Raw genomic sequence first — 12,452 nt, forward strand, 5'->3', positions numbered from 1 at the left:
TCACGGCAGAACCATCTTCAGGCGGCCGTTGATGGCGTAGAGCGAAAACAGCATCAGGAACGACAGCCCCAGCAGCAGACCGGACAGCACGTGGGCGGAGGCATAGTCGACCGCCTCGACGTGATCATAGATGGCGATCGAGATGACCTGGGTCTCGCCAGGGATGTTGCCGCCAATCATGAGCACGACCCCGAACTCGCCGACGGTGTGCGCGAAACCCAGCGTGATCGCGGTCAGGAAGCCGCGCTGCGACAGCGGCAGCACGACCGTGAAAAACCGATCCCAGGGGCCGGCGCGCAGGCAGGCGGCGGCCTCCATGGTGCCGGCGCCGATGCTGGCGAAGGCATTCTGAAGGGGTTGCACCACGAACGGCAGCGAATAGAAAACCGAGCCGATCACCAGGCCGGTGAAGGTGAAGGCCAGGCCGGGTCCCCCCAGGGCCTGGATCGGGCCCTGCGAGCCCAGCAGCATCAGCATGTAAAACCCGAGCACGGTCGGCGGCAAAACCAGCGGCAGGGCCACCACCGACTCCACAGCCAGCTTGAAGCGCGAGCGCGTGCGCGCCAGCCAAAGCGCCAGCGGTGTTCCGAGGATCAAGAGGACGACCGTGGTGACCGCGGCCAGCTTCAGCGTCAGCCACAGCGCGGCGAGATCCTGAGGTCCGATCCAGTCTGGCAGCATCGTGTCTGTGGCCTAGCGGTCGCGATGATCGCGATTGGCTGCCGGGCTCGGCAGGCGGTAGCCGTCCGACTGAATGATCGCGCGGGCGGCCTCGCTTTCGCGAACCCAGTCGAGAAACGCGCGCGCGCCTTGCCGATCTCGGGCGGCGCGCAAGAGCACGGCTTCCTGGACGATGGGCGGATAGCTCTCGGCGGCCGGGATCCAGCGCGAGCCTGGGCCGTACTGGCGCTCGTGGGTGATGAGCTGGGAAAGGGCCACGAACCCGACCTCGGTATTGCCCGTGGTGACGAAGTTGAAGGCCTGGCCGATGCTCTGACCGGTCACCAGACGGCCCGGGTCGGGCGTGATGCCGTAGCTTGCCATCACGGCTTCGGCCGCTGCACCGTAAGGAGCGACCCGCGGATTCGCGATCGCGATTCGGGGGGCATCGGTCTTGTTGAGAAAGGCCACGGCATCTTCGGGGATGCGTTCGGGATCCGGGCTCCACAGCGCCAGGAGCCCTTCGGCATAAACGAACCGGCTGTCGGCCACGGCATGCCCGCTGGCGACCAGATCGGCGCTGCGCCGATCATCGGCAGAGAAAAACAGGTCGAACGGCGCGCCCTGGCGGATCTGGGCGAAGTGCTTGCCCGATGAGCCGCTGCTGATCGAAAAGGCCACTTCGTGAGTCGGGCCGTAGGCTTCGGCAAGGCGCTCCAGCGTGGCGTTGAAGTTGGCGGCGACGGCAACGCGCAGTTCGGCGGCTGTAGCTGGCGAGGTGGCCAGCAGCAACAGCAAGACGGCGAGCAGGCGCTGCATTCGGCTGTCCTCCACTCAGTCGGGTACGGCAAGAACGACGTGCGGCGCCTTGACCAGGGCGCAGGCGCGAGCGCCTTCGTGCAGCCAGCCTTCGTCCAGGGCGTCTGTGGTCACGATCGCCGTCAGCGTGCGCCCGGCGGCCAGTTCGAGAACGACCTCTGCGTTGATGGCGCCGCGCTGGATTCGGCTGACCCTGCCGCACAGGCGATTGCGGGCGCTGTAGCGCACGTTCCCGGCCTCCTCGCACAGGATGACGAACGAGGCCTTGATCAGAACCTGCACTTCGCGCCCGGTGTGCAGCAGATCCAGCAGCCGCGCGGTTTCATGGGTGAGCACGGTGGAGATTTCCATGCCGTTGCCGATGTCGACGGTGACGACATCGTTGACCGCGCCCTCGCTGAAGCCGACGACCGTGCCTTGAAACTGGTTTCTAGCCGATGTGCGCATGGCCAATCTCCGCATCAGGTTCCAGCCGTCCGGCGCGTTTTTCAGCCCCAGCTGGGCCAGCTTCGCGTCGAGCCGGTTCATGAACCGCCGGTGCTCGCGCTGGGCTGCCCGGTAATGGCTGATGACGCGCTGTCCGTAGTCGGTCAGGACGGTGCCGCCACCGCGCTGACCACCGGCCTGGCGCACGACCAGCGGTTGATCGGCGAGGTTGTTCATGGCGTCGATCGCGTCCCAGGCCGCCTTGTAGCTCATGCCCATGGCGCGCGCGGCCGCCGAGATCGACCCGGATGCGTGAACCTGCTCGAGCAGCGTGATCCGGCCGCTGCCGGCGAAGGCCCGGCCGTCGACGTTGAGCCAGAATCGTCCATCGAAGTCGGTTTGCAGCATGCGAAATTGGGGCCGGGTTCCGTTATATGCAGAAATATATAACGGTGCGCCTGGCGAGCGTTTGACGTGCGTCAAGCCGGGCTGGAAAAGGCGTCACGCAATCGTTAATCGGTCGATAGTCAACCGCCGGTCAGCCGCTGCATGGCCGCGGCCAGCAGGCCGCCGGAGCTGCCGGCGCGACCCTGCGAGTGGCGGCTGCGAATCCAGGCCAGCACGGTCTCCCATTCTTCCCAGTCCTGCCAGGCCAGATACGGCGGCAGGTCGGCCACCGCCAGGCCTTTTTCGAAGGCGCGTACGTAGTTCATGGTGTCGCGCAGCTGCCCGACGACCGGCACCCGGAAGCCGTCGAGAAACCCGGTCAGTTCCCGGTAGATGATGGTCTGCGGCCGGACCCGGTTGGCGACCAGACCGATGGCGGTCTGGCCGCTGCGCACGGCCTTGAGTTCCTGCAGGTGACTGAGAAAACGCCAGGCGGCGCGCATGTCGACTGGCGAGGGCATGACCGGCACGAGAACGGTCTGGGCGCGACGGATGATCTGGTCGAGTTCGCTGCCGGCCAGGCCGGCCGGGGTATCCAGAATCAAGGTGTCGGTGCCGGCAGGCGGGCGGCTGTCGACGTCGACCAGACCGGCTACCGGCGGGGCGCTTTCCGGCCGCTGGGCCAGCCAGTCGGCGGACGAGCGCTGGGGGTCCATGTCAGCCAGGGCGACACTATGGCCTTCCCAGGCCAGCGCCGAGGCCAGCGAGGTAGCGATGGTGGTCTTGCCGCAGCCGCCCTTGGCGTTGATCAGGGCGATGGTTCTCATGTCGGTCTTTTCCTCGGCAATCGGGTCCTGGAGGCCCGGCAACGCTAACGCTGGCGCGGATCGGGCAGGCCGCTGTGCAGCAGCCAGGCCTCCAGTTCCTCATCGTAGCGCCAGACTTCGCGATGATCCACCACGCGTTCGCGCGCGCTGTGGATATGGTAGAGGCGAATGCGGACCGTTCGTTCCAGGCCCAGACCGTCCGGCTGGGCCATGACCTGGCGGACGCGGTACTCCGTCACCCGGAACTGGTGGAGGCGGTCGATGTCCAGCGAGGTGACCGGGTGAGCCGCCAGATACTCGGGGTGGACAAAATCGATCAAGGCGTCGTATTCGCTCCAGCGCACCAGGTTCTCCCAGGCGGTCAGCGTATCGGTTTGCTCGTTGTTGACCGAGCCGCCGGCACAAGCCGCCAGGAACAGGCAGGCGATCAGCAAGAGTCCAAGAGGCCTTCCGGCAGGGCGCATGACTTGATGGCTATCCGTGCTTTACGATCAGTGCAGCATACCGGGCCTGCAGCGCGGCCGCCACTTCGCCGGCGCACAGGATGCGCGCGTCCAGCGCCAGGCGGCCTTTTCCTCGTTCGGCGGTGCCCTGCAGAAAGTGCAGTCGATCGGCCGGATCCGGCCATTCGCATACGGCACTGTAGGCGCCATGGACGGGTTTGAGAAAGCGCAACTCGCAGCGACCGATCACCAGTTCGGCCGCAAGTGCCTGCCGGCGCAGCAGCAGTCTCGGTAGCGACCATCCGGCCAGGATCATGGCGCTGGCCAGCGCACCGCCGAAGGCGCTGCCCTTGTCGTTGACGCTCGGTGCGAGCGGAAAGTCGAGCTGAATGCCGGTCGGGTCGAGGCGGCTGATGCGCAGGTCCATCGTGCCGGCCAGCGGAATCTTTTCCCGGAGCAGGGGCTCCAGCCAGGCACGTTCGGCTTCCAGGTCGATGGATTCTGACTCCTGCATCATGGACGAATGGTAACGCTTCCAGTCTTTCGGCGGGCCGCACTGCTCATGAGTCGGCCGTACAATCTCTGCCATGCGTGCCTCCAACGATCCCTCTCGCCTGCCGTTCATCGCCCGAACGCTGATGCCGCGGGAGGTCAGCGCCAATGCGGCGATGGCGGTGGCCCTGGGGGCGCTGGAAGGCGGCCTGATCGGCGTGATCGTCAAGACCCAGTTCGATGGCGTGGCGGATCCGGTCTGGGTCAATCTGTCCGTGGCCCTGGTGGCGGGTGCGCCGGCGTTTGCCAACATTGCCTCACTGTGGATCTCGGGGATGGCCGAAGGTCGCGACCGCACGCGCTGGGTGGCTGCGCTCAAGGCCCTGACCGCGCTGTTTCTTATCCTGATGGCCGCAGCGCCGATCAGCCCGCTCGGGCTGGTGATGATGACCGCGGCGATGCTGGCCAGTCGGCTGTCCTGGGCCGGCGTGATCACCCTGCGCGCGGCGATCTGGCGGGCCAACTTTCCGCGCCACGTGCGCGGGCAGATCACCGGGCGCATCACCGTGATCTATTCGCTGATCATTGCCGTGACCGCAGCAGCCATCGGTGGGCTGATGTCGTGGTGGCCGGAATCCTGGCGGGTCGTGTTCCCGCTCGCCGGTGCTCTTGGACTGGTTGCCGCGGGGCGCTACCGCAGGGTTCGGATCCGGCGCGGCGGTCAGCTTCGGCGCCAGGAGCTCAGCCAGCGGGCTGACCGCCGGGGCGGTCAGCTGCGCGCCAGCCTGCAGATTCTGGCTCGCGATCGCTGGTATCGACGCTACATGCTCACCATGTTTGCCTTCGGCAGCGGCAACCTGATGGTCATCGCCCTGCTGGTCATTTTGCTGACCGAGCAGTTCGGCTTTGACCGACTCAGCCAGGTGATGATCACCACCACGCTGCCGCTGCTGACGCTTGCCGTCTTCACCCCGATCTGGGCCCGGCGCCTGGATGCGGTGCATATTCTCGACTACCGCGCCCGCCAGGCCTGGACTTTTGTCCTGGCGCTGGGCCTTTTTACCCTCGGCGCCGCGGCGGGGCAGCACTGGCTGTTCTGGGTCGGTTCGCTGGCGCTGGGGGCGGCGTTCGCCGGCGGCAAGCTGGGTTGGAACCTGGGCCATAACGACTTTGCCAGCGATGACCAGTCGACGCTCTACATGGGGATCCACGTCACCCTGACCGGTATCCGCGGCCTGCTGGCGCCGCTGGCCGGGGTGCTGGTCTATCAGACCCTGGAGTCGCGTGCTCCGGGGCTGGGTCGTTTCGTGTTGGTGTTTCCGTTTGCGCTGACCCTGGGCGGGGCAATGACTTTCGTGATCCTGGCGCGCCTGCGAAGACGCGAGGCGGGCGTGTGAACCGGTAGCGACAGTCATGGCAAAATGAATTTCTGCCTACCAGCCGACGGATTCCCATGCCCCGCCCTCTGCGCTGTCTGATGCGATCGCCGGTCGCGCCCCTCGCTGTCTTCCTGGTCCTTGTCCTGCCGCTGACGGCGCTTGCCGAGCCCCATGGTGCGTTGGCCGAGCGCGAGATGCGCGCCCTGGCCGAGCAGTTTCCCGGGCGCATGGCCGGCAGCGAGCGCGAGCGGGCCGCGGCCGAGTACCTGGCCGGCCGGCTCGCCGATTTCGGCTACGAACCTGTACTGCGGGCGTTCCCCGTGACCTACAGCTTTCATCCCCTGGGCGGTGGCGATGCGCGCGAGCGCGAGGCGGTTTCGCACAACGTCGTCGCCGAGGTCGCGGGCCGGAGCGAGCGCCTGATCATCGTCGGCGCCCACTACGACACCGCGGTCGCGCGCAACGCGGGCCAGGCCGAGGCCGGCATCGGCGGCCCGGCGCTTGAGGGCGTGGACGACAACGCCTCGGGCACCGGCGCGCTGCTGGAACTGGCCCGCCGTCTGGCCGATGCCGAGCCGGAGCACGGCATACGCTTCATCTTTTTCGGGGCCGAAGAGGTGGGTCTGCTCGGGGCCCGCCACGCCGTCGCCGAGATGGACGAGCAGGAACGCGAGCGCGTGGTGCTGATGATCAACATCGACAGCATCATCACCGGCGACCGCCTGTACGTGCATGCCGGTCCCTCGACCATCGACAGTCATCCGATCGCTGCCTCGACCCGGGACGAGGCGCTAGGCATTGCCGCCGGCCTGGGGATCGAGCTGCGCACCAACCCGGGGCGCAATGCCGACTACCCGGAAGGCACAGGCTGCTGCTCGGACCAGGCAGCGTTCGACGAGGCCGGTATTCCGGTGATCAACCTCGAGGCGACCAACTGGAACCTGGGGGACCTGGACGGTTACCAGCAGACCGAAATCAGCGATGCTTTTCCGGCCGGGGAAACCTGGCACAAGGCGCGCCTGGATCGCCTGAATTACCTGCAGACTCACCTGCCCGAGGGTCGGCTCGGCCAGCGTCCGGCCGAGGTGGTTGCCATCTTGTTGCCGTTGATCGAGCAGCTTTCGGGGCTGCCTGCCGCGGATCAGGACTGAAGGAGACGCTTGGTCGTATGACGGGTGACGAAGATTCCGCACCGTTTGGCAGAACAGGTCGGCTGGTGGTCAAGGTCGGGTCCAGCCTGCTGGTCGACGACCAGGGACGGCTGCGCCGCGACTGGATGGCGAGGCTGTGCCGACGCCTGACCGCGCGTGCCGGCGAGGTTGTACTGGTCTCTTCGGGCGCGATTGCCCTGGGTCGCCGGGCTTTGGACCTGCAGCGCCGCCCGCGCGCGCTGGCCGAGGCCCAGGCGGCGGCCGCCGTGGGCCAGATTCACCTGGCCGGGGCCTGGTCGGAGGTGTGGGCCGAGCAGGGCTGCACGGCCGCCCAGGTGCTCCTGACCCTGGGCGACCTGGAGCAGCGCCCGCGCTATCTCAATGCGCGTGCGACCCTGGAGATGCTGCTGGGCCGGGGCATCGTGCCGGTGGTCAACGAGAACGACACCGTGGCCACCGAGGAAATCCGCTTTGGCGACAACGATCGCCTGGCCGCGCGCGTGGCCCAGCTGCTGGGCGCCGAGCGCCTGCTGCTGCTCAGCGACGTCGACGGTCTGTACACGGGCGATCCGGCCGTGGACCCGAACGCGCGCCGCATCGATCGGGTCGAGTCGATCACGGCCGAGATCGAGGCGCTGGCCGGCGGTGCCGGGCAGGCCGGCCTGGGCACCGGCGGGATGGCCAGCAAGCTGGCGGCGGTGCGCATCGCGGTCGAGGCCGGGGTCAGCGTGGTGCTGAGCTCGGGCCGCACCGAGGATCCGATTGGCGACCTGTTCGGTGGCGGGCCATCGACGTTTTTCCAGGCCGCGACCCGGCCGCCGGCCGCGCGCAAGCGCTGGCTGCGCGGCCTGCAGCATCCGCAGGGCGAACTGGTCCTCGACGCCGGCGCGCTGCGCGCGGTGCAGGGCGGCGCCAGCCTGCTGGCCGTTGGCGTGAGTGAAGTGCGGGGCCGGTTCGGGCGCGGCGATCTGGTTCGCCTGCTCGGCCCGGACGGCCCCTGCGGCCAGGGCCTGAGCGGCTACGATTCGATCGACGCCGCGCGCATCGCAGGGCTGGGCAGCGAGCGTATCGCCGAGGTCCTCGACCAGGCCGGGCGCGGCCCCATGGTTCACCGCGACGACCTGGTGCTGTTTCAGGAAAGGACTGCCACGACATGACGCCTTCAGACCCGCGCCCGTACGAATCGCTGATCGCCGAACTGGGCCAGGCCGCCCGCGGCGCATCGCGCGCGCTGAACGCTGCCGGTGACGGCCGTCGCTCCCAGGCCCTGAAGTCGGCCGCCGCCGCGATCCGCGCGCGCTCTGGCGAACTTCTGGCCGCCAATGCACAAGACCTGGCCGCGGGCCGGGAAAACGGCCTGTCGGCAGCCCTGCTCGATCGCTTGCGCCTCGACCCGGATCGCCTGGCGGGCATCGCGGCCGGGCTGGAAGCGATTGCCGGTCTGGACGACCCCGTCGGCCGGGTGCTGGCCGACTGGACCCGGCCCAACGGCCTGCGCATCCAGCGCGTGGCCGTGCCCATCGGCGTGATCGGGGTGATCTACGAAAGCCGGCCCAACGTCACCGCCGATGCCGCTGGGCTGTGCCTGAAGTCGGGCAACGCGGTGATCCTGCGCGGGGGGTCCGAAGCCGTGCACAGCAACCGGGCCATTCACGCCGCCCTGGTCGCAGGCCTGGTCGAGGCCGGTCTGCCCGCAGCCGCGGTCCAGCTGGTGCCGACGCAGGATCGGGCTGCCGTGGGCGCCCTCCTCAGCGCGCACCAGTGGCTGGACATGGTCGTCCCGCGCGGCGGCAAGAGCCTGGTGGCGCGGGTCCAGGCCGATGCCCGGGTGCCGGTGCTGGCCCACCTGGACGGCAACAACCATCTCTATATCCACTCAGCGGCCGATGAAGAAATGGCGGTCGAGGTCGTGGTTAACGCCAAGATGCGCCGGCCCGGCATCTGCGGGGCGCTGGAGACCCTGCTGCTGGATCGCCAGCGCCTGGAGCTGCTGCCGGCCCTGATCGAGCGCCTGGCGGGGCTGGGCTGTGAACTGCGCGCCGATCAAACCCTGTGCGCGCTGGATGACCGGCTGCATCCGGCCGCGGAAAGCGACTGGCAGACCGAGTACCTGGATGCGGTGCTGGCCATTCGGACGGTGGACGGGCCCGACGAGGCGCTGGCCCACATCGCCCGCTACGGATCGGGCCATACCGACGGCATCATCAGCGACGACGACGCCGTCGCCGAGCGCTTTCTGGCCGGCCTGGACAGCGCGATTGCGGTGCGCAATGCCTCGACCCAGTTCGCCGACGGCGGCGAGTTCGGCTTTGGCGCCGAGATCGGCATTGCCACCGGGCGCCTGCACGCCCGCGGGCCGGTCGGGGTGGAGCAGTTGACCACCTTCCAGTACCGCGTCCTGGGCCGCGGCCAGGTCCGGCCCTGAGCGCTCGCGCCTTGACTCAGGCGGCGATGCCGTAGGCGTCGAGCAGCGGTTCCAGGCGCGCCTCGCGCCCGCGGAAGGCCTGCCACGACTCGGACATGGGCCGGCTGGCGCCGACCGACAGGATCTCGCGCGCCAGGTGCGCACCGGCTTCGCGCCGGAACAGGCCCTGCTCGCCGAACCAGTCGAAGGCATCGCGCGCCAGCCGCTCGGCCCACAGGTAGCTGTAGTAGCCGGCCGCGTAGCCGCCGTCGAACAAGTGCGAGAAACTCATCAGGAAACGGTTGTCGTCGATCATGGGGACGACCGCGAGCTCCTCGTGCACCGCGCGGTGCACGACCACGGGATCGGGCGCCCGGCCCGCGTGCAGGCGTAAATCGGTGAGCGCAAACTCGATCTGTCGCAGCAGCGCCAGGGCGCCGTGGAACTGGCGGTCGGATTTCAGCGCCTTGAGCCAGGCGGGCGGCAGGGGCTCGCCGCTGTCGACGTGGCGCGCATAGCGATCCAGCGCGGTCTGGTGCCAGGCCCAGCCCTCCAGCAGCTGGCTGGGTAACTCCACCGCGTCCCATTCCACCCCGCTGATGCCGCCCACGCCGGGCAGGTCGACCCGGGTCAGCAGATGGTGCAGGCAGTGGCCGAACTCGTGGAACAGGGTGACCACGTCGTCGTGGGTCAGCAGGCTGGGCTGATCGTTGGCGGGCGGGGCGAAATTGCAGGTCAGATAGGCAACCGGCAGCTGGGTCCGCTCAGCGATCACCATGCGCGAGCGGCACACATCCATCCAGGCACCGCCGGACTTTCGCTCTCGGGCGTAGAGGTCGAGAAACAGGCCCGCCACGGTCTCGCCGCTGCCGTCGCTGACCCGGTAGTAGCGAACGTCCGGGTGCCAGGTCTCGACGTCGGTCTGGAGCGTGAAGCGCCGGCCGAAGAGCTCGTCAGCGACCGTGAACAGGCCGTCGAAGACGGTCTCGAGCTCGAACCACGGCTTGAGCTTTTGTTGATTGATGCCCAGCGCGTGCTCGCGCAGCTTCTCGCTGTAGTAGGCCAGGTCCCAGGGCGCGAGCGGGTGTTCGGCGCCCAGCCCGGCGGCAAAGGCCTCGAGCTCATCGAGCTGGCCCTGGGCGGGGTCGCGTGCGCGTCTGGCCAGGCCGAGCAGGAAGGTCTCGACGTCTTCGGGGGTATCGGCCATGCGCCGCGACAGGCGCATGTGGGCGTGCGAGTCGAAGCCCAGCAGGCGCGCCTGCTCATGGCGCAGCGCGAGCATCTCGGCCACGATCGGGGTGTTGTCGAAACGCCCGGCCTGCGGCCCGGTGTCGGCGGCCCGGCTGACGTGGGCGCGGTGAAAGCGCTCGCGCAGGTCGCGATCGTCGGCGTAGGTGATGATGGCGCGGTAGGCCGGGAAGCTGAGGTTGGCCAGCCAGCCCGATTGACCGGCGCGGTCGGCCATGTCCGCCAGTAGTTCGAGCTCGGCGGGTGGCAGTCCAGCCAGCTGTTCGACATCGCTGAAATGTTCGCTCCAGGCTTCGGTAGCATCGAGTACATGGTTGCCGAAGCGATTACCCAGGGCCGACAGCCGCAGGCTGATCTCGGCGAAGCGGGTCCGCTGCTCGGTCGGCAGGTCGACGCCGCCGAGGCGGAAACCGGCCAGTTCATGCTCGATGCTGGCGCGCATCGCGGCCGGCTGGCGGTCGAAGTCTTCGCGCGCGCGCAGCGACCGGTAGACCTCGAACAGGACGCGATTGAGGCTGCGTTCGGTATGAAAGCGGGTCAGCTGCTCCAGGCAGGCCGGGTAAACCTCGCGCCAGTCCGGTGTCTGGGTCACGCTGTGGAGGTGGGAAATGGTCGACCAGACGGCCGCCAGCGCGTTGTCGGCCAGGGTCTCGGCCTCGACCACGCCGGCATAGTCCGGCGCTTCGGTCCCGGCTTCGATGCGCTCGATCAGGGCGCGGTAGTCGGCCAGGCGCTGCTCGATGGCCGGCAGGGCATGCTCGGGTCGAACTGAGGCAAAGCGGGGCAGGCCCGCGGCCAGCAGCGGGTTGGTGTGCTCGGTGGTCTGGTTCATGCGCTTCGGGCGGTCTGCAGTCGTTCCGGGGTTTCGGCCAGCTCTTCGAGCAGTTCGTCGATGCGGCCGAAGGCGGCGGCCAGGTCTTCGGCTTCCGGCAGCAGCGTAATCCGGAAGTGGTGACGGTCAGGTATGTTGAAGCTCGAGCCCGGCACGATCAGGATGTGTTTGTGTTCGAGTAGCTCGGCGGCAAAGCGGTGGTCGTCGAAGTCGGGCATGACGTCGGGCCGCACGGACGGGAAGGCATACATCGCTCCCATCGGCGCGACCAGGTCCAGGAAGCGGCTTTTCCGGCAGGCCTCGATCACCGCCTGGCGCGAGTCGTGCAGGCGCCCGCCGGGGGCGACCAGGTCGGCGATCGACTGGTATCCACCCAGCGCGGTCTGCACCGCCCACTGGCCCGGCACGTTGGCTGACAGGCGCAGGGCGGCCAGTTTCTCGACCGCCAGCCGGTAGTCGTCGGCTCGGTCCAGGGCGCCGGTGAAGACCGCCCAGCCCACCCGCCAGCCGCAGGCCCGGTAGACCTTGGACAGTCCGCCGAAACTCACGCACAGGGTCTTTTCGGCCAGCGGCGCCATCGGCACGAAGCGCGCTTCGTCGTAACAAATCGAGTCGTAGATTTCATCGCTGAAGATGATCAGGTCGTGCTCGGCGGCCAGATCGGCCAGCTCGCGCAGGACCGATTCCGGGTAGACCGCGCCGGTGGGGTTGTTGGGGTTGATGACCACCAGTGCGCGGGTTTTTGGCGTGATCAACTGCCGGATCCGGTCGATATCGGGCAAAAAGCCGTTTTCTGCCGGGCAGGGATAGTGGCGCGCGCGGCCACCGTTCAGAACCACCGCGGCTGTCCACAGCGGGTAGTCCGGGGCCGGTATCAGCACTTCCTCACCGGGTTCGAGCAGGGATCGCAGGACCAGATCGACCAGTTCAGAGACGCCGTTGCCAATCATGACCTGGTCGTAGCGGGTTTCGGTCAGCCCGCGGGACTGGAACTGCATGGCCACCGCCTCGCGCGCCGGAAAGATGCCGGTCTGCGGGCCGTAGGCTTCGCTGTATTTGAGGTTGCGCACCACCGCCCGACGCATCGTTTCGGGGGTACGCAGACCGAATGCCCCGGGGTTGCCGATGTTGAGATGGAGGATGTCGTGACCCTGCTGTTCGAGCTCGCGGGCGCGCCGGGCGAGCGCGCCGCGGATCTCGTAACGGACGTCTTCGACCCGGCTGGCGGTCCGGAAAGGAGCTTTGATGGAGGACATGCGCATTGTGCTGGTGGCCCGTAAAGGCTGCAGAGTATCGCAGAACCCCGCCGGGCTCCACCACCGCGCCGGCGTCAAGCTTGATTGTGCGTGCCCGAGGCCCGACAATATTGAATCAGGACCACTTC

12 protein-coding genes are annotated in these 12,452 nt (G+C 68.1%); 4 read left to right on the forward strand and 8 right to left on the reverse strand.

What is annotated here, in order from left to right:
• The 6 genes from modB to G3I74_RS12230 all read right to left on the reverse strand — a co-directional run bounded on the left by modB (position 1) and on the right by G3I74_RS12230 (position 4,079).
• Complete coding sequence (gene modB / locus G3I74_RS12205) at positions 1-681, reverse strand: molybdate ABC transporter permease subunit (RefSeq protein WP_164211888.1); 681 nt, start codon at positions 679-681, stop codon at positions 1-3.
• A gap of 12 nt (positions 682-693) precedes the next feature.
• The gene (gene modA, locus G3I74_RS12210; RefSeq protein WP_164211889.1) at positions 694-1,479 is read right to left on the reverse strand and encodes a molybdate ABC transporter substrate-binding protein; all 786 of its coding nucleotides are present in this window, start codon (positions 1,477-1,479) and stop codon (positions 694-696) included.
• Between the two features lie 15 nt (positions 1,480-1,494).
• A complete protein-coding gene (locus G3I74_RS12215; RefSeq protein WP_338063108.1) occupies positions 1,495-2,313 on the reverse strand; it encodes a TOBE domain-containing protein in 819 nt (272 codons plus the stop codon).
• 119 nt (positions 2,314-2,432) lie between these two features.
• Positions 2,433-3,119 carry a ParA family protein gene (locus tag G3I74_RS12220; protein ID WP_164211890.1) on the reverse strand — a complete coding sequence of 229 codons (687 nt, stop codon included), beginning with the start codon at positions 3,117-3,119 and terminating at the stop codon, positions 2,433-2,435.
• 44 nt (positions 3,120-3,163) lie between these two features.
• A complete protein-coding gene (locus G3I74_RS12225) occupies positions 3,164-3,553 on the reverse strand; it encodes a hypothetical protein (protein WP_203594723.1) in 390 nt (129 codons plus the stop codon).
• A 40-nt stretch (positions 3,554-3,593) separates the two neighbouring features.
• The gene (locus tag G3I74_RS12230) at positions 3,594-4,079 is read right to left on the reverse strand and encodes a YiiD C-terminal domain-containing protein (RefSeq protein WP_203594724.1); all 486 of its coding nucleotides are present in this window, start codon (positions 4,077-4,079) and stop codon (positions 3,594-3,596) included.
• 70 nt (positions 4,080-4,149) lie between these two features.
• On the opposite strand from G3I74_RS12230, the gene G3I74_RS12235 reads away from it, so the two are divergent.
• The 4 genes from G3I74_RS12235 to G3I74_RS12250 all read left to right on the forward strand — a co-directional run bounded on the left by G3I74_RS12235 (position 4,150) and on the right by G3I74_RS12250 (position 9,009).
• Positions 4,150-5,451: an MFS transporter gene (locus tag G3I74_RS12235; RefSeq protein ID WP_164211893.1), complete on the forward strand. Its 1,302-nt coding sequence runs from the start codon at positions 4,150-4,152 to the stop codon at positions 5,449-5,451.
• An 80-nt stretch (positions 5,452-5,531) separates the two neighbouring features.
• On the forward strand, positions 5,532-6,584 hold the full coding sequence (locus G3I74_RS12240) for an aminopeptidase (protein WP_164211894.1): 1,053 nt from the start codon (positions 5,532-5,534) through the stop codon (positions 6,582-6,584).
• Positions 6,585-6,601: 17 nt separating this feature from the next.
• Entirely contained in the window at positions 6,602-7,741 is a 1,140-nt protein-coding gene (gene proB, locus G3I74_RS12245; RefSeq protein ID WP_164211895.1) for a glutamate 5-kinase, read from the forward strand.
• Complete coding sequence (locus tag G3I74_RS12250; protein WP_164211896.1) at positions 7,738-9,009, forward strand: glutamate-5-semialdehyde dehydrogenase; 1,272 nt, start codon at positions 7,738-7,740, stop codon at positions 9,007-9,009. The genes proB and G3I74_RS12250 overlap by 4 nt, the downstream gene beginning before the upstream one ends.
• A 16-nt stretch (positions 9,010-9,025) precedes the next feature.
• On the opposite strand, the gene G3I74_RS12255 is transcribed toward G3I74_RS12250, so the two are convergent.
• Positions 9,026-11,068 carry a M3 family metallopeptidase gene (locus G3I74_RS12255; RefSeq protein WP_164211897.1) on the reverse strand — a complete coding sequence of 681 codons (2,043 nt, stop codon included), beginning with the start codon at positions 11,066-11,068 and terminating at the stop codon, positions 9,026-9,028.
• The gene (locus G3I74_RS12260) at positions 11,065-12,324 is read right to left on the reverse strand and encodes an aminotransferase class I/II-fold pyridoxal phosphate-dependent enzyme (RefSeq protein WP_164211898.1); all 1,260 of its coding nucleotides are present in this window, start codon (positions 12,322-12,324) and stop codon (positions 11,065-11,067) included. The genes G3I74_RS12255 and G3I74_RS12260 overlap by 4 nt, the downstream gene beginning before the upstream one ends.
• Positions 12,325-12,452 lie beyond the last annotated feature (128 nt).

It is taken from the genome of Wenzhouxiangella limi (genome assembly GCF_010499265.1).
In the GTDB taxonomy this organism is placed as follows: Bacteria; Pseudomonadota; Gammaproteobacteria; order Xanthomonadales; family Wenzhouxiangellaceae; genus Wenzhouxiangella; species Wenzhouxiangella limi.